The sequence below is a fragment of the Streptomyces sp. NPDC093064 genome (genome assembly GCF_044754605.1).
GTDB lineage: Bacteria > Actinomycetota > Actinomycetes > Streptomycetales > Streptomycetaceae > Streptomyces.
Genome location: NZ_JBIVPK010000008.1, coordinates 233,249 through 255,470, shown reverse-complemented (window position 1 = coordinate 255,470; position 22,222 = coordinate 233,249). Strand labels below are relative to the sequence as shown.

General features: G+C 70.0%; 18 protein-coding genes. 7 read left to right on the top strand and 11 right to left on the bottom strand.

Annotated elements, in window-relative coordinates:
- Positions 1 to 488: 488 nt before the first annotated feature.
- From ACIQFZ_RS13255 to ACIQFZ_RS13235, 5 genes are all read left to right on the top strand, one after another.
- Positions 489 to 701: a hypothetical protein gene (locus tag ACIQFZ_RS13255; protein ID WP_365429092.1), complete on the top strand. Its 213-nt coding sequence runs from the start codon at positions 489 to 491 to the stop codon at positions 699 to 701.
- Between the two features lie 435 nt (positions 702 to 1,136).
- On the top strand, positions 1,137 to 2,768 hold the full coding sequence (locus ACIQFZ_RS13250; RefSeq protein ID WP_402691236.1) for a hypothetical protein: 1,632 nt from the start codon (positions 1,137 to 1,139) through the stop codon (positions 2,766 to 2,768).
- A 33-nt stretch (positions 2,769 to 2,801) separates the two neighbouring features.
- Positions 2,802 to 3,491 (top strand): hypothetical protein, encoded by a 690-nt coding sequence (locus ACIQFZ_RS13245; RefSeq protein WP_365429089.1) that lies wholly within the window; start codon positions 2,802 to 2,804, stop codon positions 3,489 to 3,491.
- Between the two features lie 218 nt (positions 3,492 to 3,709).
- Entirely contained in the window at positions 3,710 to 4,462 is a 753-nt protein-coding gene (locus tag ACIQFZ_RS13240; protein WP_402691235.1) for an IS3 family transposase, read from the top strand.
- A gap of 8 nt (positions 4,463 to 4,470) precedes the next feature.
- On the top strand, positions 4,471 to 4,659 hold the full coding sequence (locus tag ACIQFZ_RS13235; protein ID WP_361425608.1) for a hypothetical protein: 189 nt from the start codon (positions 4,471 to 4,473) through the stop codon (positions 4,657 to 4,659).
- Between the two features lie 11 nt (positions 4,660 to 4,670).
- On the opposite strand, the gene ACIQFZ_RS13230 is transcribed toward ACIQFZ_RS13235, so the two are convergent.
- The 4 genes from ACIQFZ_RS13230 to ACIQFZ_RS13215 form a co-directional block, all read right to left on the bottom strand.
- A complete protein-coding gene (locus tag ACIQFZ_RS13230; protein WP_365429083.1) occupies positions 4,671 to 5,018 on the bottom strand; it encodes a helix-turn-helix transcriptional regulator in 348 nt (115 codons plus the stop codon).
- A 284-nt stretch (positions 5,019 to 5,302) separates the two neighbouring features.
- Entirely contained in the window at positions 5,303 to 6,748 is a 1,446-nt protein-coding gene (locus ACIQFZ_RS13225) for an aldehyde dehydrogenase family protein (protein WP_402691234.1), read from the bottom strand.
- A gap of 176 nt (positions 6,749 to 6,924) precedes the next feature.
- Positions 6,925 to 8,592 carry a PucR family transcriptional regulator gene (locus ACIQFZ_RS13220; RefSeq protein ID WP_402691233.1) on the bottom strand — a complete coding sequence of 556 codons (1,668 nt, stop codon included), beginning with the start codon at positions 8,590 to 8,592 and terminating at the stop codon, positions 6,925 to 6,927.
- A 192-nt stretch (positions 8,593 to 8,784) separates the two neighbouring features.
- Entirely contained in the window at positions 8,785 to 11,217 is a 2,433-nt protein-coding gene (locus ACIQFZ_RS13215) for an ATP/GTP-binding protein (RefSeq protein WP_402691232.1), read from the bottom strand.
- 280 nt (positions 11,218 to 11,497) lie between these two features.
- Here ACIQFZ_RS13215 and gabT point away from each other — a divergent pair, with 280 nt between their 5' ends.
- Together gabT and ACIQFZ_RS13205 are read left to right on the top strand one after the other, a co-directional pair.
- Positions 11,498 to 12,832: a 4-aminobutyrate--2-oxoglutarate transaminase gene (gabT, locus tag ACIQFZ_RS13210; protein ID WP_365419564.1), complete on the top strand. Its 1,335-nt coding sequence runs from the start codon at positions 11,498 to 11,500 to the stop codon at positions 12,830 to 12,832.
- Positions 12,833 to 13,296: 464 nt separating this feature from the next.
- Positions 13,297 to 13,920: a phosphatase PAP2 family protein gene (locus ACIQFZ_RS13205; protein WP_402691231.1), complete on the top strand. Its 624-nt coding sequence runs from the start codon at positions 13,297 to 13,299 to the stop codon at positions 13,918 to 13,920.
- A gap of 41 nt (positions 13,921 to 13,961) precedes the next feature.
- On the opposite strand, the gene ACIQFZ_RS13200 is transcribed toward ACIQFZ_RS13205, so the two are convergent.
- From ACIQFZ_RS13200 to ACIQFZ_RS13170, 7 genes are all read right to left on the bottom strand, one after another.
- A complete protein-coding gene (locus ACIQFZ_RS13200) occupies positions 13,962 to 14,414 on the bottom strand; it encodes a hypothetical protein (protein WP_383057978.1) in 453 nt (150 codons plus the stop codon).
- 114 nt (positions 14,415 to 14,528) lie between these two features.
- On the bottom strand, positions 14,529 to 16,394 hold the full coding sequence (locus ACIQFZ_RS13195) for a chitinase (RefSeq protein ID WP_383057979.1): 1,866 nt from the start codon (positions 16,392 to 16,394) through the stop codon (positions 14,529 to 14,531).
- 201 nt (positions 16,395 to 16,595) lie between these two features.
- Positions 16,596 to 18,023, bottom strand: a complete 1,428-nt coding sequence (locus ACIQFZ_RS13190; protein WP_365419553.1) for an FAD-dependent oxidoreductase — start codon at positions 18,021 to 18,023, stop codon at positions 16,596 to 16,598.
- Positions 18,024 to 18,072: 49 nt separating this feature from the next.
- Positions 18,073 to 18,873 (bottom strand): ABC transporter permease, encoded by an 801-nt coding sequence (locus tag ACIQFZ_RS13185; RefSeq protein ID WP_365419550.1) that lies wholly within the window; start codon positions 18,871 to 18,873, stop codon positions 18,073 to 18,075.
- Entirely contained in the window at positions 18,874 to 19,797 is a 924-nt protein-coding gene (locus ACIQFZ_RS13180; RefSeq protein ID WP_365419547.1) for an ABC transporter permease, read from the bottom strand.
- A complete protein-coding gene (locus tag ACIQFZ_RS13175) occupies positions 19,797 to 20,969 on the bottom strand; it encodes an ABC transporter ATP-binding protein (protein WP_383057981.1) in 1,173 nt (390 codons plus the stop codon). Before ACIQFZ_RS13175 ends, ACIQFZ_RS13180 begins: the two co-directional genes overlap by 1 nt.
- Entirely contained in the window at positions 20,966 to 22,213 is a 1,248-nt protein-coding gene (locus ACIQFZ_RS13170; RefSeq protein ID WP_365775789.1) for a spermidine/putrescine ABC transporter substrate-binding protein, read from the bottom strand. Before ACIQFZ_RS13170 ends, ACIQFZ_RS13175 begins: the two co-directional genes overlap by 4 nt.
- Positions 22,214 to 22,222: the final 9 nt, after the last annotated feature.

Sequence of the window (22,222 nt, the reverse complement as noted above, 5' to 3'; positions counted from 1 at the left end):
CTGAATCAATGGCTCCCGCAGGCTAATTCCCGCTCTTAAATGACCCGTATTTCGAGGAGTAGAAAAACGGAGCAGGAGTCCTCCACCTGTTACTTCGCCGCCCGTAGAGCGCGACACCCGCCATTGCTCTGCCCTGACTTTTGCAGAGTTCGCTCGCCCCTCGAAGCCCGCGTACAGGTCGACACACAGCCTCTGGAGCGCCGGCCACACCCCGCCCCCGCGGGGACCCCGGAAGTGAACGACCGTGCACTTTTGAACACATGTCGCATATAGGAGGTTTGCACTCCCGCTTCCGCGTCCGCTACTGTCCGGGACCTCCGGACAAACCGTTCGGAGTCTCTGGACGGCGCGGTTGGTGTGTGCCTGCTGGTTCCCCCAGCGGTTCCGCCGCCTCCGGCTCCACAGCAGGGTTTTCCGCATGACCCGGCTGCGAAGAGCGGATCTCTGCCGCCAGAACCCCCAACAACCCTTCAATGAAAGGTGTCCCCATGAACATGGACCAGCTCGAGGCCGAGACCGCGGAACTGCTGCCCGGCCGGGAGGCGCTGGGGAAGTTCTCGTTCAACTTCACCAAGATGACCAGCATCACTAAGAAGACCGCGCACGTGAGCGCTCACAACGAGTCCGCCGCGCTGAACTCGTGCTCGCCCTGGGCCGTCGCCCAGTCCGAGGCCCAGCAGGCCATCAGCATTCAGCAGTAACTCCGGCAGGCGGTGTGCAGGGCCAGGTCGACGGACTTGGCCCTGCACCCGCTCCACGCCCGGTATTCCATACGGCACGCCTGCTGTCCAGTGCTGTGGCCATTCTTCAGAAAATCAGACGCGCCTTGGAGAAGAGTAATGACGGCGTCCGAAGAACCCAGCGGCTTCAGAACGCTGGATGTTCAGGTTCCGCACCCCTGGGACGGATTCCCACAGGATGCGGCCGCCAACGGCACGCCGGACTCATTCACCCACTCGATGCACACCAAGGCGGCCGGCACCTTCATGCCGTGGAACGCCGCGCCTGTTCCCCGACTGAGCCACGGCTTGCAGACCCTCGGGGAATACCAGGGGTCTGGCTTCACCGAGCGCAAGTACATTGTCCGCCGAGGTGATGGTCAGGTAATCCAACTGTCGCGCCTGCTGTACCTCGTCGTGAGCTCCATCGACGGCGTACGCGACGCCGAAGCGATCTCCCATCGGGTGAGCGGGCGCTACGGGGCTGAAGTCACCACGGAGAACGTCGTCCACCTGGTGGAGCGAAAGCTCACTCCCCTCGGTATCACGGTCCCCTTCGGAGACCTGCCGGAAGCGCCCCCGGCCCCGCGCTCGGACCTGCTCCTCGCCCTCCGTGGCCACAAAGTGATCTTCCGCGAGGCGCAGGTGGCCCGCATCGCCGCCGCGCTCTCCTGGCTGCACCGGCCCCTTGTTGTGGCATTGGTACTCGCAGGCACCGCGGCCATGGACATCTGGCTTTTCGGTGTTCATGGAGCCATCACGTCCGTGCTGCAAGTACTCGAACAGCCGCTGTGGATGCTCATCCTCTTCGTGCTGACAGTCGCCTCCCTCGTCTTTCACGAGTTCGGGCACGCGTCGGCCTGCCGGTACAGCGGGGGCGTACCCGGAAAGATCGGATGCGGCATCTTCCTGATCTGGCCATCCATGTACACGGACGTCACCGACGTGTACCGGATCGGGAAGACCGGCCGCCTGCGCACCGGGCTGGGGGGCGTGTATTTCAACGTCATCTTCATGCTGGCCCTCACCGCGGGCTACCTTCTCACGGGCCAGTCCTTCTTCCTTGCCGCGGTCTACCTCACGCACTTCGAGGTCCTCGAACAGCTGATGCCGGCGGTACGGCTCGACGGCTACTACATCCTCGGCGATCTGGCCGGTGTTCCCGACCTGTATGGCAAGGTCAAGCCCATCCTGTTGAGCATGCTGCCCGGACGGAAACGCGCCGTCGCAGGTGCGGCCGACCTCAAGCGCTCCGCCCGGATCATCGTGACCGTGTGGGTCTTGACCATGATCCCCCTGCTCCTGGCGGAGGCCGGGTACGCCCTGTGGAATCTTCCACGCCTCCTGGCCACCGCACTGCGCAGCCTTTCGGCCCAATGCCTCGGCACGTACTCGGCGTTCACGGCAGGGCAGATCACTGCCGGGCTGGTCGGAGTCATCGGCACACTCATGCTGCTCTGCCCGATGGCAGGAGGCGCCTATCTCGCGGGCCGGCTGACGGCCCGCCTGTACCGCGCCGCCAGAAGAGCGACAGAGGGCAAGCCGGCCATGCGTCTCGCTCTGGCAGCCGCAGTCGTCGCCGGCTGCGCCGTTCTCGGAACCGCCTGGGTGCAGGGACTTGCGCCCAAGCCACTCCCCGAATCAGCCCCGGTCACTCCTGTCCTGCAACCCGGCGTACCCACCGTCCGAGCCCCGCACCCCACCCCCACGAGCTCCCCGGCGGGCCACCCTGCGGGCACCACCCCGGGGAAGCGGGTCACACGACACAACAGCACCTCGTCCCCCGGCACCGTTCCATCCCACTCCGCGGCAGCCCCGCCCGCCACCTCGGCAACCGCCCCGGCGCCTCCCCCCGGCACACCGGCCGCCTCCACGGCGGAGGCAGGTCCGATCCCGACCACACCAGCCGGCAGCACTCCCACCACGCCGTCCCCACACCCTTCCGAAAGCCGGACGGCCTCCGCGTCCCCCTCTTCCCCTCCCTCGGAGTCCGTCACCGCATCCCCCTCACCCTCCGCGACAGCCCCATCCGGCTCCAGCCCTTCCTGACTCCGCACACCACCTCATCCGCAGGAGAGAACGATGAACCACCGCAAGCCCCGCCCCAAGACCTCCTCCAAAGCGGCGATCGGCCTCGGCATCGCCGCGACCGCCGGACTGGCCGTGACGGCCAGTACCACCTCGGCGGGTGCCAGCCCCGGCAGTTCCCGCTTCTCCCAGAGCGTCGCCATCGCCGTCGACATGGCGCAGAGCCACGCCAACAGGGCCCACAGGAACCAGTTCGACGAATCCTTCAAGATCCACGAATACGGCCCGTCCGTCGCCGTGACGGCGAACAACCGGGCTACGGCAGTGTCCTCAGGCTGCTCCATCGACGCCCCCTGCCGTTCGATCGCCCTCTCCTACCAGATCGTCACCACGGCCGGCCGAAACGCGCGCCTCATCAACGCCTCCAACATCAGCAGGGGCATCAACGATCACTGCCCGGCGTGCGAGACGTTCTCCGGGGCATATCAATTCATCGTCGCCACGCCTCGGGGATTCAGCCTCAGCCGCGACGGCCGCAACGAACTCGACTCGATCAACCACCAGGTCGAGGCCCTCAAGGCGTCTCGCCTGCCGATCTCCCAGGTCACACAACAGGCGGACGAGCTGGCCCGCAGGGTGAAGACAATCCTCGACCGTGAGGCGGCCCGCGCGCCAAGGGGTGGCGGCAGCGACTCGTTGACCGACTTCGCACCGACCGTGACCATGCACCGCTACGTCCGGTAGGTCCCGCAAGAGCGCTCAGGGCTGTGGACTCCCACCACAGCCCTGAGTACTGACATCACAGTCGGGAAGCGAGGTCCAGTGAGCAGCGCTCATCTCATGGCCCAGTCCAAGCTGAAGCAAGCGCAAGCTCGCATCGAAAAGCTGGAGAGAGAGATCGCGGCGTGCCGGAGAGCCATTGACCTCATGTCGGAAGTGGTGCCCCCAAAAGACGATACGAAGTGATTTCCGCGATGACGGAAGAGGGCTTCCCGGCGCGCGGCATCATTGAGCTGCTCGGCGTCTCGGAGTCCGGATATTACGCGTGGCGTGACCGCGTTCCGTCGGCTCGATCATTGCGGCACGCCTGGCTGACCCGGATCATTCTCGACATTTACAGCTCATCCGGTTCGACCTTTGGCTACCGCCGCATCCGGCAGGAGCTCGGCCGCCGCTACGGCATCAGTGTCAGCCATGGAACGGTGGAGCTTCTCATGGCTCAGGCCGGCATCCGCGGCAGGGCCGGCAGGCTGCACGAGGGCGCGCCGCCCGCTGCCTCCGGGGTTTCCAACCGGCGCTGGGTCATCGACGTATTCACCCACAGCACGCCGAAGGGCACTTTGTCCGCTGCTGTCGTACTCGACTCGACATCGCATCACCTCGTGAGCTGGAGCACGGCCCCCGAGGCGAGCGCCTCGCTCATTGATCGCGCCCTCGACAAAGCGATTTCCTACGAGGCCGCCGCGGAGCAGGCCCCGGACATCGCAAAAGGAAACCTTGTCGGATGCAGTTTCACCGAGCGTGCGCAGGCCCTGAGGCGCGGCCCTGCTTCCGGGACCATCGGCGATTGGTGCGATCACGCAGTGGTCGAGGCATTCTGGGAAAGAACGTGCCGCGAACTCACGGACCACAACGACGAGGATGATCTGCGAAGGCTCGAGAAAAGTCTGGAGACATGGACGTCACACCACCCCTGCCAATCGCCGAGGAATTAAGGGCCGGAATGGATGCAGGAAGGCCTCTTTCGGCGACGCAGGCCCATCAAGTGCTGCTGTACTGCGCCCTGGATGCGGCGTGCGTGCCGATGGATTCCCACGGTTTACAAGCGATTGTCAGGGTGGCAGAACTCGACTACGCGACAGTGCGGACACTGATCGGCTGGATCAAAGTGGCAGGTATGGAGAGGTTTTGATCCACCCTGCTCTAGGACTCCCCTGCCTGCAGCAAGGACTCGACGAGCACAGCCACATGCCGGCGGGCCGCAGGACTGAGCTTCTGCACGCTCGCGATGAGGACCTCCACCTCCGGATCCGTGATCTCGGGCGCGTTCTCGAAGTACACATGGACACCTGCGGCCTCGGCTGCCGCACGCAGCACAGGCGCCACCGGTATACCCAGGCCTCTGGCGAGACCCTCCAGCGTGGTCTGCTGAGGCATCTGCGCCAGCTTCGCCGACGTCGCCAGATGGTGAACAGTCGAGCGAGAGATGCCACCCCGGCGCGCTACATCGCTGTAGGACCATCCCTTTTGGCCCAGCTTGTTCTTGATCATTTCCTGCAGTGTGTTGGGCACCCCTGGCTCTTCCTGTCCGAGGGAGGTTGATCGGCCGCTTGCCAATGAGTCTAACGGCGTGGCCCTCAGGTCGTTCTGCACGTTTTCTCTGGTCGCCGCCTTCGGCTACGGTGGCGGCGGCAACGGCCGGGAAGACCAGCCGCTGGTCCCGTCGCCGGTCCTCGAGCCACCCTCTTTTTTTGTCAGCGCACACGGGCATACGACGACGGCCGGAGCCCCCGCACAGCGGGCTCCGGCCGTCGTCGCTCGGCGGACCGTCAGGCCTACAGGGCGAGGCCGGTCAGGACCAGGACGCGCTCGTAGGTGTAGTCGTCCATCGCGAACTTGACGCCCTCGCGGCCCACGCCGGACTGCTTGACGCCGCCGTACGGCATCTGGTCGGCGCGGTAGGAGGGGACGTCGCCGACGACCACGCCGCCGACCTCCAGGGCGCGGTGGGCGCGGAAGGCGGTCTGCAGGTCGTGGGTGAACACGCCTGCCTGGAGGCCGTACTTGGAGTCGTTGACGGCGGCGAAGGCCTCGGCCTCGCCGTTCACCTTCTGCACGGTCAGGACGGGGCCGAAGACCTCCTCGCAGGAGATCGTCGCCTCGGAGGGCACGTCGGTGAGGACGGTCGGGGCGTACGAGGCACCGTCGCGCTTGCCGCCGGTGTGCAGGGCGGCGCCGGCCTCGACGGCCTCCTGCACCCAGGACTCCACGCGCTTGGCGGCGTCCTCGCTGACCAGCGGGCCGACATCGGTCTTCGGGTCGGACGGGTCACCGGTGACCTGGGCCTCGACGGCGGCGACGATGCGCGGCAGCAGGCGCTCGTAGACCGAGGCGTCGGCGATCACGCGCTGCACGGAGATGCAGGACTGGCCGCCCTGGTAGTTGGAGAAGGTCGCGATGCGGCCCGCGGCCCAGTCCAGGTCCTCGTCGCTCGCGTAGTCGGCGAGGACGACGGCCGCGCCGTTGCCGCCGAGCTCCAGGGTGCAGTGCTTGCGCGGCACCGAGTCCATGATCGCGTAGCCGACCTTCTCGGAACCGGTGAAGGAGATGACCGGCAGGCGCTCGTCCTGGACGAGGGCCGCCATCTTGTCGTTGGCGACCGGGAGGATCGACCAGGAACCGGCCGGCAGGTCGGTCTCGGCCAGCAGCTCGCCGAGGATCAGCCCGGACAGCGGGGTGGCCGGGGCGGGCTTGAGGATGATCGGCGCGCCGGCGGCGATGGCCGGGGCGACCTTGTGGGCGCACAGGTTCAGCGGGAAGTTGAACGGCGCGATGCCGAGGACGACGCCCTTGGGGAAGCGGCGGGTCAACGCGAGGCGGCCCTGGCCGCCGGCGTCGGTGTCCAGGCGCTGGGCGTCGCCGCCGTTGAACCGGCGGGCCTCCTCCGCGGCGAACCGGAACACGGACACGGCACGGCCGACCTCGCCGCGCGCCCACTTGATCGGCTTGCCGTTCTCGGCGGAGATGAGCTGCGCGATCTCCTCGGTGCGCTCGACCAGCCGCTTGCTGACGTGGTCGAGGGCGGCGGCCCGCACGTGCGCCGGGGTGGCGGCGAACTCGTCCCGCACGGCGTACGCGGCCGCCACGGCCTCCTCGACCTGGGCGTCGGACGGCACGCCGACCTTGCCGACCAGCCGCCCGTCCCAGGGGCTGGTGACGTCGAAGGTGTCCTCGCCGGTGACCTGGCGGCCGGCGAGCCAGAAGGCGTGGGTGGAAGTCATCAAGGAGTCCCGGCCCTTCCGTGTAGGAGAGATGTACTTGGCTTTCGTCGTCCACGGTAGGGCGGGGGCGGCCCGGGGTCGCTTGTCCGAGTCGTAGCAGTGCGGGGCGGGGGTGCGCCGGATTGGCGTACGAGGCGTATCCGGCGGGGTGGCCGGCGCGATGTCCGGCAGGATCCCTACTCCGTGGACGTGGCCTTCAGCGCCAGCCACAGCTCCATCCGCACGTCCGGATCGTCCAGGGAGCGGCCGAGGATCTCCTCGACGCGGCGCATCCGGTACCTCAGGGTGTGCCGGTGGACTCCGAGGTCGGCGGCGGCCGCGTCCCACTGGCCGTGCCGGGACAGCCAGGCCCGCAACGAGGCCACCAGGTCGCCGCGGCCCGTCGCATCATGCTCGTACAGCGCGCGCAGCAGCCCGTCCGCGAACGCCCTGACCGCGTCGTCCGCCAGCAGCGGCAGCACTGATCCGGAGGCGAGCTGGTCGTGCTCGACGAGCACCCGTCCGCGCCGCCGCGCCACCGACAGCGCCTGGTCGGCCTGCTTGTACGCGGCGGCGGCCGCGATGGGCCCGGCCGGCCCGGACAGCCCGACGACCAGTTCGCCCTCCTCCCCGCCCGACTGCTCGCGCACGGCCTCGGCCCGCGCCGCCTCCAGCGCCGCGGCGTACTGGCCGCACACCGCCACGGCCGCGCCCCCGTCGGCGGCGAGCACCACCAGGCGCTCCCCGTCGGGCACCACCAGCACCGCCTCCCCCGACCGGGCGGCGGCCGCCTCCACGATCTCGGCCAGCACGGCGAGCGGGTCGGCGCCGGTGCCGGCGGCGGCCAGTACGGCGGCCGGGGAGGGTGCGGCGGACTGCACGCGCGTGTGAGCGCCGGCGTGCGCCCGCGCGGCGGACGCCGAGGCGGACTCGGCGACGATCATGCGGAAGGGGGCGTCCAGCAGGCCGCCGTACAGGTCTCCGGCCACCGCGCGGGCATGGTCGGGCTGCCCGGCGAGCAGCATGCGCAGCACGGCGGCGCCGATGCGCTGCTCGGCGGCGTGCAGCGAGCGTGAGCGTTCCGTGGTGAGCGTCAGCAGGGCCACGGCGGAGTGGACGGCGTACCGCTCGGCGGTGCCGAGGGCGGCGGCCGTGCCGACGGCGAGCGCGGCGCGCGGGCGGCGCCCGGTGCCGATGGAGTGCAGTTCGACGCGGTCCTCGGTCTCGGGTCCGCCGACCACGACGGACGCGGGGGCCGAACGGTCGCGCAGCCGGTCGATGTCGGCCGTGAGCCGTTCGGCGCGGCGTGTGGCCCACTCGGGTGCCGCGCCGACGACGGCGCCCGAGGCGTCGTAGAGCGCCGTCCAGCCGTCCACCTGGGCCGCGAGCGCGGCGAGCAGGCCCTCGGGTCCGGCGTTCAGGGCCTGCTTGGTCAGTTCCCGCTGGGCGGCGAAGCCGGCCGTGACCGCCCGGTACTGGTCGGCCGCGATGGCCGCCGACACCGCCTTGCTGATGGCGAGGAACGGGGTGCGGCGGGGCACCTCGAGCAGCGGCAGCCCCTCCTCCTCGGCGGCGTCGACGAGCGCCGCGGGGATGTCCTCGTAGTTGACCCCGACGGCGAAGCCGAGCCCGACGACCCCGGCCTTGGCCAGCCGCTTCACATAGCGGCGCATGGCGTCGGGATTCTCCGCGTCCAGCTTGAGCGCGGTGATCAGCAGCAGTTCCCCGCCCTCCATGTACGGCACGGGGTCGGCGAGCTCGCTGACGTGGGCCCAGCGGACGGGTACGTCCAGGCGGTCCCCGCCCGCACGCACGGTCAGCTTGAGCGCGGAGTGGTGGACGAGCGAGGCGAGCGTCGGGGGCATGAGGCCTTCTGGTCAGCGGGGTTCTTGTGCGGGTTTCTTCTACGGGTTCTTGTGCGGAGGCTCTATGGAGATCGGATGATCATTGTGATCTTTTGGACGTCACGTATGAACAACCTATGCCGATTCTGCCTCACCGTACGGTCAACGTGTTACGGCCGTGCGCATACCCGCCGCGTTCGCCTCCCGCCCCGTTCAGCCCAGCAGCTCCACCAGCAGCGGCGGCGTGTGCTCGCCCCGGACGCCGGTCAGCGACAGCACCGCATGCCCGGGCGGGACCTCGTGGGCCAGCTGGGAGGCGGACCAGCGCTCCCGCTCCACCTGCCGGGTCGTCACGGCGTCCGTGGTCACGGCCCGTCCGGTCACCAGCTTGCGCAGGGCGTGGATGGCGCGGGTCATCGGCTGGTGGGCGAAGACGGTGTGCTTGGCCACCTCCTTGGTCTCCACCCACTCGGTCCCCCAGGCCTGCGCGAACCGGCCGCCGTCCCAGGTGGTGACGCCGGCGAGCGCCATACGGCAGCCGACGGCCCCCAGCAGCGGGCCGTGCAGCGCCTCGGGCACGTCGGCGACCGACCGGAGCGCGAGGACGACGCCGGCGTTCTGGGAGCGCAGCCCCTGGACGCGGCGCACCGACTCCGCGGTGACGGCCCCGGTGGCGTCGTCGAGGACCAGACAGGCGAAGTGGGGGCGCCGGGTGTCCCGTACGACGGTGTGGAACTGGGCCAGGACCAGCCGGGTGATCAGCCGGGACGCCTCCTCGTGTCCGCGTTCGGGCAGGTCGACGCGGACTCGCAGCGGATGGTGGGCCACCGCGCGCAGCGAGAAGGGCCGGCCGCCGGGCCCCGCCGCGCCGAAGAAGTCGGCGAAGGCCGGCCGGTCCAGGAGCGCGAGCCGGTCCGCGAGGGCCGGTCCGGCGTCGGCCGCGGAGCCGGCCTGCCGCGTCCGGGCGTCGAGTTCGCGCCGCATCACGGCGTGCTCGTCCGTCGACAGCGCCGCCCGCAGGGACGCCAGCGCGCCCGGATCGCCCTCCAGCAGTTCGCGCAGCGCCGGCAGCGGCGGGAAGTGCCCGTGCGCCGCCCGGTAGGGGCCGAGCAGCTGGGCGAGCGCGGTGGCGGCGCTCTGCCCGCCGACGGTGTCCAGGTCGCCGACCAGGGCCTCGGCCAGGAAGGCGGCGGCCTCGTCGGGGTCGTCGGACCCGGCGTAAGGGTCGAGGTCGTGGACGGAGGCGGGGTCGCCGATCCGGACCACCACGTCGTACGCGGAGTCCGGGCCGAGCGGGGTCCCGGCGGCGCGGACGGCGACCACCGCGCACGCTCCGGTGAGGGCCTGGAGGGTGAGCGTCTCGGTGACCGGCCCGGTGACGTGCCGGGTCTTCCCGGAGCCGGACGGCCCCACCAGCAGCAGCGAGGTGCCGAGCGTCTCGGGGCCGAGGGCGGCCGCCGCCCCCTCGTAGTCGCGCGGGGTCCGCTCCCCCGCCCAGCGTCCGATGCGCACCTGCCCTTCCAGCAGGTCGTGGCGCGCGGTGCGGCCCGGCAGGTCGCGCGCCCCGGAGGGGTGCGTCCAGGCGGCGGCGCCCTGCCGCAGCACGGTCTCGGTGAAGGCGGCCGGGTGTGCCTCCCGCCGGGCCGCCTCCCATGCCCGCTCGATCCGGGCGCAGTCCACGTCGTTCATCCGGCCGGCGGCGACTTCGGCGGTCAGCAGGTCGGCCGCCTGGTACTGCCCGGCGTGGCGCGGTCCGGGCCACTGCGAGCGCGGCAGGTCCGCCGCGGGCGGGGCGACGGGGTCCGCGGCCGCCCGGCGGCGCGCGGCGAGCTCCCCGGCGTACGCCCACCAGCCGCCGACCCTGGCGAACGGCCAGACGACCAGCAGGGTGATGAGCGCGTACAGCGCGTCGGTGAACAGCTGGGAGGCGAAGAGGCCGTAGCCGCCCGAGACGAGGACGATCAGGGAGAAGACGGGGTCGACGACCGGCAGGGGGTCCCAGCCGACGCCCGGGAACGCACCGGGGAAGACCAGGCTGAGCGCGATCAGGGCGCCGGCGGCGGCGAACAGGGCCCGCGCGGGCTGCGGGCGGCGGCCAACGAAGTGCCGTACGACGTCGGGCCAGCTGCCCAGCCGTCCTACGGCGTAGACGAGCACGGCGAAGAACACGCCGTCGTAGACCACCATGGCCTCGCGGCCCTGCATCCCCTTGGGGGACACGGTGCCGCCCCACCACCAGTCGTCCGGGGTGAACAGTTTCAGCGGCGCCCCCTGGTACGGCAGCGCGCCCTGCCGCCACAGCGACCACACCAGCAGGGCCACGACCAGCGGGATCAGCAGCCCGACGATCGTGATCGACGGCAGCCGGTCCGGCGTCCTCGCGACCTTGGGCGGGCGGTGCCCGAAGCGCCAGATGCCGGGCGCGGCGGCCGGGCGGGGGGTGTCGAGCCACTCGGCGACGCCGGGCCGCCGCTCGGGGAGCTGCCCGTGCTGTCCAGGTCCCTCTTGCGGATACTGCTCGTAGGCGCCGGGTGCGGCCGGGGGGATGCTCGGCCGGGGTGGCGCCGCGGGAGCGTCCCTCGGCACCGCCGGGCGTGGCACGGGGTTCGCGTGCGTACCCCGGGCGTCCTGCGTCCCGTCGTCCATCGCCCTTGCCCCCTGACCAGCCGTTCCGTCCACCATCAGCGAGTCAATCTAACGCCCGCGCAAGGGGAGTTCACCGATTGCGCGGCACACCGCAGGTCACGGCGCCGGCGCCCGCGTTTTCCGGCCCGCGTCCCTCCTATGTCCACCGCGGACAACCGCGGTCGCCGACAACGCCCACATGGAGCATGCCCACGTCCTCCCCGCCGCCCTAACCTGCGAGAAAAGAAGGAAAAGCGTCCGAAAAACGCCGCCGTACGCAAGATCTCATCAGGGAGCCCCCATGACCGCACTTGAGCAGGAGCGCCGCGTCGTCACCGCCATCCCCGGCCCGAAGTCGCAGGAGCTGCAGGCCCGCCGGACCGCTGTGGTCGCGCAGGGCGTGGGCTCCACGCTGCCGGTCTTCGTCACGCGTGCCGGCGGCGGCATCATCGAGGACGTCGACGGCAACCGCCTCATCGACTTCGGCTCCGGCATCGCGGTGACGTCGGTCGGCGCGTCCGCCGAGGCCGTCGTACGCCGTGCCTCCGCGCAGCTCGCCGACTTCACCCACACGTGTTTCATGGTCACGCCGTACGAGGGCTACGTGGCCGTCGCCGAGGCGCTGGCCGAGCTCACGCCGGGTGACCACGCCAAGAAGTCCGCGCTGTTCAACTCGGGCGCCGAGGCCGTCGAGAACGCCGTCAAGATCGCCCGCGCCCACACCAAGCGCCAGGCCGTCGTCGTCTTCGACCACGGCTACCACGGCCGCACCAACCTCACCATGGCGCTGACGGCGAAGAACATGCCGTACAAGCACGGCTTCGGTCCGTTCGCGCCCGAGGTCTACCGGGTGCCGGTGGCCTACGGCTACCGCTGGCCGACCGGCCCGGAGAACGCCGGCCCCGAGGCCGCCAAGCAGGCCATCGACCAGATCACCAAGCAGGTCGGCGCGGACAACGTGGCCGCGATCATCATCGAGCCGGTGCTCGGCGAGGGCGGCTTCATCGAGCCGGCCAAGGGCTTCCTGCCCGCGATCAGCCAGTTCGCCGCCGACAACGGCATCGTGTTCGTCGCCGACGAGATCCAGGCCGGTTTCTGCCGCACCGGCCAGTGGTTCGCCTGCGAGGACGAGGGCATCGTCCCGGACCTGATCACCACCGCCAAGGGCATCGCCGGCGGCCTGCCGCTGGCCGCCGTCACCGGCCGCGCCGAGATCATGGACGCCGCGCACGCGGGCGGCCTCGGCGGCACCTACGGCGGCAACCCGGTGGCCTGCGCGGGCGCGCTCGGCGCGATCGAGACCATGAAGGAACTCGACCTCAACGCCAAGGCGAAGCGGATCGAGGAGATCATGAAGGCCCGCCTCACCGCGATGCAGGACAAGTTCGACATCATCGGCGACGTCCGCGGTCGCGGCGCGATGATCGCCATCGAGCTGGTCAAGGACCGTGGCACCAAGGAGCCGAACCCGGAGGCGACGGCTGCGCTCGTCAAGGCCTGCCACGCCGAGGGCCTGCTCGTCCTGAGCTGCGGCACCTACGGCAACGTGCTGCGCTTCCTGCCTCCGCTCGTCATCGGCGAGGACCTGCTGACCGAAGGCCTCGACATCATCGAGCAGGCGTTCGCGCGCATCTGAGCGGCGGATATGCACGCCTGACGCAGCCGGCGGCAGAGCGTGTGAAGAAGGTGTGCGAGGTGGATGGCAGGACGCCGTTCCCGCTGTCCTCCGCCCACCGGCTGCCGTAGGTTCTTCCCGGATGAGAGATACACCCGCCCACAGGGGACTGTGGGCGGCCTCAGGCCGTAGCCTCCCCAGCTTCGACCTGGTCGTGCCTCGCGCACACACCCGGAACCCACGGGTTCTGGTTCTCCTCAATGATCGGACAGTCGCCCGCCCCAGACCCCCCGGGGCGCGCGGCCTTCCGATCCGGACGGTCGCAGACAGATGGGACGGCCGTCCCCGTCGGGCCGGCGCACACCCCCCCTTGTGCCGGCCCTTCGGTGTGTCCGGGACCGGCCGGCAGGGATCGGGACCGGCACGGCCCGGGACCGACCGGCCCGGGTCCGGGCTCACTCGCCCTGCCTGCGAAGCTGTGCACCGTGGTGTTCGTGGTGTTCCTGCTCGCCGTCCCGGCCCTCCTGTTCGCACTGATCACCTGGCAGGTGACGGCGGGCGGCCCACTGCTGGACGCGGACCGGGAGGTCAGTCACGCCCTGCTGCACCCGGACCGCCTCTCCGAACTGCTCTCCGATCTGGGCCAGGTGCAGATCGCGGTACCCGTGCTCCTGGCCGTCCTGATCCATACGGCCTGGCGGGGACGCGCCGCCGCTGCGAAGCGCTGGTGGCTCGCGCCCCTCGCGGCAGCCGTGGCGATGGCCCTGCTCCCGGCGCTCGTCGTGCCGTTGAAGGCCTGGACGGCCCGGCCCGGTACCGCGGTCATGCCGCCCGGTACCGGGTACTTCCCGTCGGGGCACGCGGCCACCGCCGCCGTCGCCTACGGTGCCGCGGTGCTCGTGCTGCTGCCCTGGCTGCGCACGGCCGCCGCCCGCCGGACCGTCCTCGCGGTGTTCGCCGCTCTCGTGTCCGGCGCCTCCTTCGGGCTGGTGCGGCGCGGCTACCACTGGCCACTGGATGTCGTGGCCGGTTGGTGCCTGGCTTCCGTGCTGCTGTCCGCGCTGTGGCTGCTGATCGGCGCCGCCGTGACCACTGACGCCGCACCCTAGAACTGGTATCCCATCTGTGTGTTCTAGCCGGCTCCCGCACATCAGCCCTCCTCCTTGAGGGCCAGGGCCGCGGCCGCCTCGTGCATCGCCAGTTCCAGCAGTGCCGGGTCGGTGAGGGTGCCCGAGCCGTCCGGGGTGACCAGCCAGCGCACCCTGCCGGTGCTCCGCCCCGGATACGGCACGACGATCCAGGTGCCGAGCCCCGCGGTGCGGATACCGGTGCCGAGCCAGCGGGCCGCGGTGCCCGGCGGAACGAAGAAGCCCGTGCGCTCGCCCCCGAAGTCGGCCAGCACCGGCCCTGGCCGGTCGAGGACACGGGTGAGGACGTCGAGCGTCGGACAGCCGAGCACGCCGGGCAGGATCAGGACGTCCCAGGCCTTGCCCGCGGGCAGCAGGGCGACCCCCTGGGGGTTGCGTTCCCACTCCCAGCGGCAGGCCTCGGGGTCCGGCGCGACCGATGCCGGCCAGGCGGCCTCCGTCTTCGCCCCCGTCATGAGAAGACCTCCCTCATCGTTCGTGGATGCGGGCCGCGCCACAAGGGAGAGGGAGGTATCCCATCAGCCATTACGCGGTTTGTGACCTCTCGTTGGAGTGAGCCGGCTCACAGCTCAGCGGCCGCGTCCGAAGTAGGCGTCGAAGGTGTTCTGGAACTGCCAGTTCCCGAACCGGTCCCAGTTGACCGACCACGTCATCAGGCCGCGCAGGGCCGGCCAGGTGCCGTGGGTGGTGGAGGAGCCGCAGTTCGCCTTCTTGGTCAGGCAGTCCAGGGCCTTGGTGACCTCCGACGGGGCGACATAACCGTTGCCCGCGTTGGTGGACGCCGGCATGCCGATGGCGACCTGGTCGGGACGCAGCGGCGGGAAGACGTTCGCCGCGTCGCCGGCCACCGGGAAGCCCGTCAGGAGCATGTCGGTCATGGCGATGTGGAAGTCCGCGCCGCCCATGGAGTGGTACTGGTTGTCCAGGCCCATGATCGGACCCGAGTTGTAGTCCTGGACATGGAGGAGGGTCAGGTCGTCGCGGAGGGCGTGGATCACCGGGAGGTAGGCGCCGCAGCGCGGGTCCTGGCCGCCCCACTTGCCCGTGCCGTAGTACTGGTAGCCCATCTGCACGAAGAAGGTCTCCGGGGCCATGGTCAGGACGAACTTGGCGCCGTACTTCGCCTTCAGGGTCTTCAGGGCCGAGATCAGGTTGACCACCACGGGCGTGGTCGGGTTCCGGAAGTCCGTGTCGTTCGCATTGAGGGACAGGGAGTGGCCCTCGAAGTCGATGTCGAGGCCGTCGAGGCCGTATTCGTCGATGATCCGCGAAACGGACGAGACGAACGTGTCCCTGGCCGCCGTCGTGGTCAGCTGCACCTGGCCGTTCTGGCCGCCGATGGAGATCAGGACCTTCTTGCCGGCCGCCTGCTTGGCCTTGATGGCCGCCTTGAACTCGGCGTCGCTCTCGACGTTCGGGCACTCGGTGACCGGGCAGCGGTTGAAGCGGATGTCGCCCGAGGTGACCGACGTCGGCTCGCCGAAGGCCAGGTCGATGACGTCCCAGCCGGCGGGGACGTCGGCCATGCGCGTGTAACCGGAGCCGTTGGCGAAGCTCGCGTGCAGATAGCCGACCAGGGCGTGCGGCGGAAGGTCCGCGGTGCCGCCGCCGGGCCCGCCCGAGTCCGCGGCCGTCTTCGCCGTCACCGTCGCCGACTTCGCGGACTCGCCCGCGGCGTTCACCGCCGCGACCTGGAAGCCGTACGCGGTCGAGGGCGACAGGCCGGTGATCGTGGCGGACGTGCCGGTCACCGTCTGGGCCTTCGCGCCGTCGCGGTAGACCGTGTAGCTCGTGGCGTCGGCCACCGGGGACCAGGACAGGGCCACGCTGGTCGAGGTGACGGTGCCGGTCTTCAGACCGGTCGGCGCGGCGGGCGGCTGCTGGCCGGTGTTCCCGCCCGGGCCGACGAGCGAGAGGTCGTCGGCGTTGTAGGCGCCCGTGCCGTACCAGCCGTGGGTGTAGACCGTGACCTTGGTGGTCTGCGCGCCGGTGCGGAAGGTGGTGGTGAGCTGCTGCCAGTCGGGGGCGGACTGGGTCCAGGTGGAGACGTCGGTGGTGCCGGTGCCGCTCGCGCCCAGGTAGACGTAGGAGCCGCGGACGTAACCGCTCAGCGTGTACTGGGAGTTCGGCTGGACCGACACCGTCTGCGTGCACTGGGCGTTGTCACTGCCGGCCGGGGTGGCCTGCAACGCCGAACTGCCGCTGCGGACCGGGGACTTCACCGTCGTACCGGATCCCGAGCAGGTCCAGCCGTCGAGGCCCGCCTCGAAGCCGCCGTTGCGCAGGATGTCCGCGTCGGCGGCTCGCGCGGTCGTCGTGAGCGCGGTGACGCCGGGCAGGGCGAGGAACGTGGCCGTCAGCGCGGCCAGCAGCCGGCGCCTGGCCGGTCCGGCCGGTCTGGCCGGCCTGGCTGGTCTCCGTATGTCGCGGTCCACAACTGCCTCCGGTCATGGGGGGATTGGGGAGGGTGGAGCGCGCCCAATTTGGTCCAGACCAATTCGGTTGTCAAGACCTGTGGCATCAGCGGCATGTCCCGGGCCCTGGCGGCCGCCGTCCTCGCGTGGGCATGCGAAGACCTCCCTCCCCCGTGGACGCGCGGCGGCGCGTCGTGAGGGAGGGAGGTCTCCTCGCGGGTGTCAGCTGTCGAAGCCCAGGCCCAGGCGGTCCATCGTCCGCAGCCACAGATTGCGCCGGCCGCCATGCTCGTCGGCGCGGGCCAGTGACCACTTGGTGAGCGCGATGCCGGTCCAGGCGAACGGCTCCGGCGGGAAGGGCAGCGGCTTCTTGCGGACCATCTCCAGCTCGGTGAGCTCGGTGCGCCGGCCGGCCAGCAGGTCGAGCATCACCTCGGCGCCGAAGCGGGTCGCGCCCACGCCCAGGCCCGTGTAGCCGGCCGCGTAGGCGACCTTCCCCTGGTGGGCGGTGCCGAAGAACGCCGAGAAGCGCGAGCAGGTGTCGATCGCCCCGCCCCAGGCGTGGGTGAAGCGGACGCCCTCCAGCTGCGGGAAGCAGGTGAAGAAGTGCCCGGCCAGCTTGGCGTAGGTCTGGGGACGGTCGTCGTACTCCGCGCGCACCCGGCCGCCGTACGGGTAGATCGCGTCGTAACCGCCCCACAGGACGCGGTTGTCGGCCGACAGCCGGAAGTAGTGGAACTGGTTCGCCGAGTCCCCGAGGCCCTGCCGGTTCTTCCAGCCGATCGACGCCAGTTGCTCGGCGCTGAGCGGCTCGGTCATCAGGGCGTAGTCGTAGACCGGGACGGTGTACGAGCGCACCCGCTTGACCAGGTTGGGGAAGACGTTGGTGCCGAGCGCGACCCGGCGGGCCCTGATCCGGCCGTAGGGCGTGCGTACGGACATTCCGGCGCCGTGCGGCCTCAGCGTCAGGGCGGGCGTGCGCTCGTAGACGCGCACGCCGAGGCGCACGCACGCCTGCTTCAGTCCCCAGGCGAGCTTGGCCGGGTGGACCATGGCGACGCCCCGGCGGTCCCACAGGCCGGCCTCGAAGGTCGGTGAGGCGACCTGCTCGCGCACCGCGTCCCGGTCGAGGAACTCGAAGCCCTCGGCCAGGCCGTGCTCCTGCATCTCGGCGTACCAGTCCTCCAGTTCCCGGGCCTGGTACGGCTCGGTGGCGACGTCGAGTTCGCCGGTGCGCTCGAACTCGCAGTCGATGGAGTGGCGGGCGACCGTCTCCTCGATGGCGTCGAGGTTGCGGGCGCCCAGTTCCTCCAGCTTGTGGATCTCCTGCGGCCAGCGGGCGAGGCCGTTGGCCAGACCGTGCGTGAGGGAGGCGGCGCAGAAGCCGCCGTTGCGGCCGGAGGCGGCCCAGCCCACCTCGCGGCCCTCCACCAGCACCACGTCCGTGGCGGGATCGCGCTCCTTGGCGATCAGCGCGGTCCACAGTCCGCTGTAACCACCTCCGACCACCAGCAGGTCGCAGGTCTCGGCTCCGGTCAGTGCCGGCTCCGGGCGGGGCCTGCCGGGGTCGTCCAGCCAGTACGGGACCGGCTGGGCCTCGGAGAGGGATGTGGTCCAGTCGTGCTCACGGCTCATGGCGCCAGGGGCCATGATTTCAACTCCCTACAGAGTCAATTTCGTTGTTGCGGTGAGGCGGGTGCTATGCCTTCTGCCTGGTACGGCGGCGGCCGATGGCCATGGAGACCAGCACGAGCAGTACGGCGATGACGAACATGGCCGTACCGATGACGTTGATCTGGACGGGTGTGCCGCGCTGTGCCGAGCCCCAGACGAACATCGGGAAGGTCACGGTCGAGCCCGCGTTGAAGTTCGTGATGATGAAGTCGTCGAACGACAGCGCGAAGGCGAGCATCGCACCCGCGGCGATTCCGGGGGCCGCGATCGGCAGGGTGACCCGGACGAAGGTCTGCACCGGTCCGGCGTACAGGTCCTGCGCGGCCTGCTCCAGCCTCGGGTCCATCGACATCACGCGCGCCTTGACGGCGACGACGACGAAGCTGAGGCAGAACATGATGTGCGCGATCAGGATGGTCCAGAAGCCGAGCTGCGCGCCCATGTTGAGGAACAGGGTGAGCAGCGAGGCCGCCATGACCACCTCGGGCATCGCCATCGGCAGGAAGATCAGCGAGCTCACGGTGCCCCGCGCGCGGAAGCGGTAGCGGACCAGCGCGAAGGCGATCATCGTGCCGAGGGTGGTGGCGCCGATCGTGGCCCAGACGGCGATCTGGAGGCTGAGCGACAGCGATCCGCACATGTCGGCGACACCGCACGGGTCCTTCCAGGCGTCCATGGAGAACGCCTGCCACTGGTAGTTGAAGCGGCCCTTCGGCTTGTTGAAGGAGAAGACCGTGACGACGATGTTCGGCAGGAGCAGGTATCCGAGCGTCAGCAGTCCGGCGATGACGACGAGGCGGCGCTTGAGCCAGTTGACGAAGGCCATTTAAACCAGATCCTCCGTGCCGGACTTGCGGATGTAGATGGTGATCATGGCGAGGATCGCGGCCATGAGGATGAAGGACAGGGCCGCCGCCGTCGGATAGTCCAGGATCCGCAGGAACTGCGTCTGGATGACGTTGCCGACCATGCGGGTGTCGGTCGAGCCGAGCAGGTCCGCGTTGACGTAGTCGCCGGCCGCCGGGATGAAGGTCAGCAGCGTGCCGGAGACCACGCCCGGCATCGACAGCGGGAAGGTGACCTTGCGGAAGGTGGTGAACGGCCTGGCGTACAGGTCGCCCGCCGCCTCGTGCAGCCGCGGGTCGATGCGCTCCAGCGAGGTGTACAGCGGCAGGATCATGAACGGCAGGAAGTTGTAGGTCAGACCGCACACCACCGCCATCGGGGTGGCGAGCACCCGGTCGCCCGCGGTCCAGCCGAGCCAGTTGGTGACGTCCAGGACGTGCAGCGCGTTGAGGGCGCCTACGACCGGGCCGCCGTCGGCGAGGATCGTCTTCCAGGCCAGGGTGCGGATCAGAAAGCTGGTGAAGAACGGCGCGATCACCAGGATCATGATCAGGTTGCGCCAGCGGCCCGCGCGGAAGGCGATGAGATACGCCAGCGGGTAGCCGAGCAGCAGACACATGATCGTCGCGGAGGCCGCGTACAGAACCGAGCGGACGAACTGCGGCCAGTACTCGGACAGCGCGTCCCAGTAGGTCGCGAAGTGCCAGGTGACCTTGTATCCCTGCTCCAGGGAGCCGGTCTGCACGGACGTGGACGCCTGGTAGATCATCGGCAGCGCGAAGAAGACGACGAGCCAGAGGATGCCGGGCAGCAGCAGCCAGTACGGCGTGAAGCGGCCCCGCCTGCGCGGCGGTCTCGTCTGCTGGGCGGTGGGCGGCGCGGGCGCCTCGGTGACGGCGGCCATCAGGCTGCGTCCCCTTCTTCGGTCCCGAGGCTCTCGACGCCCGCGTCGATGTCCTGTGCCGCGTCCAGGCCGAACGTGTGGGCCGGGTTCCAGTGCAGGACGACCTCGGCGCCGGGCACCAGGCGGGCGTCGCGGTCGATGTTCTGCGCGTAGACCTCGAACTCGGGGCAGACGGGGCTGTCGATCACGTACTGCGTGGAGACGCCGATGAAGCTCGACTGGGAGATCCGGCCGGTGATGCGGTTGCGGCCGTCGGGGATCTCGCCCGCGTCGTCGGTGTGGGTGAGGGAGATCTTCTCCGGGCGGACGCCGACGAGCACCTTGCCGCCGGTCGTGGCCGGGGCGGAGCAGCGCGCCTGGGGCAGGGTGAGCTTGCCGCCGCCCGCCTTCAGGACGATCTCCTCGCCGCTCCTGGCGTCGACCTCGGCCTCTATCAGGTTGGAGGTGCCGAGGAAGTTCGCGACGAACGTGGTCTGCGGGTTCTCGTAGAGGTCGGTGGGCGAGCCGAGCTGCTCCACCCGGCCGCCGTTCATCACGGCGACCGTGTCGGCCATGGTCATGGCCTCCTCCTGGTCGTGCGTGACGTGGATGAAGGTGATGCCGACCTCGGTCTGGATGCGCTTGAGCTCCAGCTGCATCTGGCGGCGCAGCTTCAGGTCCAGGGCGCCGAGCGGCTCGTCCAGCAGGAGCACCTTGGGGTGGTTGATCAGCGCGCGGGCGACCGCGACGCGCTGCTGCTGGCCGCCGGAGAGCTGGTGCGGCTTCTTGCGCGCCTGCTCGCCGAGCTGCACCAGGTCGAGCATGTCCTCGACCTGCTTCTTCACCGACTTGATGCCGCGCCGTCGCAGACCGAAGGCGACGTTCTCGAAGATGTCGAGGTGCGGGAAGAGGGCGTAGGACTGGAAGACCGTGTTCACCGGGCGCTTGTACGGCGGCAGGTGCGTCACGTCCTGGTCACCGAGGTGGACGGAGCCCTGCGTGGGCTCCTCCAGGCCGGCGATCATGCGCAGGGTGGTGGTCTTGCCGCAGCCGGAGGCGCCGAGCAGGGCGAAGAAGGACCCCTGCGGGACGGTCAGGTCCAACGGGTGCACGGCGGTGAAGGCGCCGTAGCGCTTGCCGATCTGGGAGAGGCGGACGTCGCCGCTGTTGTCTTTCGTCATCATTGTCGTCACGCCCCTGTGAGCTTCGCGAACTTCGCTTCGTAGGCCGCCTCTTCCTTGTCGCTCAGGGCGCGGAAGGAATGGGACCTGGCCACCATGTCCTTGGTGGGGATGATCAGCGGGTTCTCCGCCGCAGACTTGTCGATCTTGGCCAGCTCCGCTTGCGCGCCGTCGACGGGACTGATGAACGCGGTGTAGGCACAGAGCTGCGCCGCGGTCAGGGGCCGGAAGTAGAAGTCGATCAACCGCTCGGCGTTCGCCTTGTGACGGGCCCCGCGGGGGACGAGCAGGTTGTCGGTGGCCGTCGTGAATCCGGCTTCCGGCATGATGTAGTCGACGTTGGCGCTGTCTGCCTGGAGCTGGACGATGTCACCACCCCAGGCGAGGCACACGGCGACGTCCCCCTTGGTCAGGTCGGACGTGTAGTCGTTGCCGGTGAAGCGGCGTATCTGCCCCTTGTCGACGGCCTTCTGCAGGCGAGCGATCGCCGCGTCGTAGTCGTCGTCGGTGAACTTCGCCGGGTCCTTGCCCATGTCGATCAACATCATGCCCATGGTGTCGCGCATCTCCGACAGGAAGGCGACCCGGCCTTTGAGCTTGGGGTTGTCCAGCATGTCGGAGATCGACTTCACCTCGATGCCGTCGAGCGCCTTCTTGTTGTAGGCGATGACGTTCGAGACACCCTGCCACGGATAGGAGTAGGCGCGCCCCGGGTCCCAGTCCGGGCTGCGGAACTGCTCGGACAGGTTGGCGAAGGCGTGCGGCAGGTTCGCCGGGTCCAGCTTCTCCACCCAGCCCAGCCGGATCATCCGCGCGGCCAGCCAGTCGGTGAGGACGATGAGGTCCCGGCCGGTGTCCTGGCCGGCGGCGAGCTCCGGCTTGACCTTGCCGAAGAACTCGTTGTTGTCGTTGATGTCCTCGTTGTACTTGACCTTGATGCCGGTCTGCTGGGTGAACGTGTCGAGCGTGGGGTGTTTCTTTCCGCTGTCGTCGACATCGATGTACACGGGCCAGTTGGAGAAGTTCAGGATCTTCTCCTTGGCCGAGTGGTCCTCCGCGGAGGTGCCACCCTGTGCCTGGCCGGCCGGGGGGATCCCGCAGGCGCTCAGCGCCCCGAGTCCCCCGACCGCGAGCGCGCCGCCCGCCGAGGCGCGCAGCATCGAGCGGCGGCTGAAAGAGGCCCTGCCGTTGCGGAAGCTGCGCCGCACGGCGGCCAGCTGGGCCGGGGTGAGGCGGTCGGGCTCGTACTGCTCCATGCGCGTGGT

Excerpts from the sequence above, each read along its gene's own strand:
- ACIQFZ_RS13245 (WP_365429089.1), top strand. The coding sequence starts at position 2,802 with ATGAACCACCGCAAGCCCCGCCCCAAGACCTCCTCCAAAGCGGCGATC.
- ACIQFZ_RS13190 (WP_365419553.1), bottom strand. The coding sequence starts at position 18,023 with ATGGCCCCTGGCGCCATGAGCCGTGAGCACGACTGGACCACATCCCTC.
- ACIQFZ_RS13200 (WP_383057978.1), bottom strand. The coding sequence starts at position 14,414 with ATGACGGGGGCGAAGACGGAGGCCGCCTGGCCGGCATCGGTCGCGCCG.
- ACIQFZ_RS13220 (WP_402691233.1), bottom strand. The coding sequence starts at position 8,592 with ATGCCCCCGACGCTCGCCTCGCTCGTCCACCACTCCGCGCTCAAGCTG.
- ACIQFZ_RS13170 (WP_365775789.1), bottom strand. The coding sequence starts at position 22,213 with ATGGAGCAGTACGAGCCCGACCGCCTCACCCCGGCCCAGCTGGCCGCC.
- ACIQFZ_RS13180 (WP_365419547.1), bottom strand. The coding sequence starts at position 19,797 with ATGGCCGCCGTCACCGAGGCGCCCGCGCCGCCCACCGCCCAGCAGACG.
- ACIQFZ_RS13215 (WP_402691232.1), bottom strand. The coding sequence starts at position 11,217 with ATGGACGACGGGACGCAGGACGCCCGGGGTACGCACGCGAACCCCGTG.
- ACIQFZ_RS13185 (WP_365419550.1), bottom strand. The coding sequence starts at position 18,873 with ATGGCCTTCGTCAACTGGCTCAAGCGCCGCCTCGTCGTCATCGCCGGA.
- gabT (WP_365419564.1), top strand. The coding sequence starts at position 11,498 with ATGACCGCACTTGAGCAGGAGCGCCGCGTCGTCACCGCCATCCCCGGC.
- ACIQFZ_RS13235 (WP_361425608.1), top strand. The coding sequence starts at position 4,471 with ATGGATGCAGGAAGGCCTCTTTCGGCGACGCAGGCCCATCAAGTGCTG.
- ACIQFZ_RS13230 (WP_365429083.1), bottom strand. The coding sequence starts at position 5,018 with ATGATCAAGAACAAGCTGGGCCAAAAGGGATGGTCCTACAGCGATGTA.
- ACIQFZ_RS13255 (WP_365429092.1), top strand. The coding sequence starts at position 489 with ATGAACATGGACCAGCTCGAGGCCGAGACCGCGGAACTGCTGCCCGGC.
- ACIQFZ_RS13225 (WP_402691234.1), bottom strand. The coding sequence starts at position 6,748 with ATGACTTCCACCCACGCCTTCTGGCTCGCCGGCCGCCAGGTCACCGGC.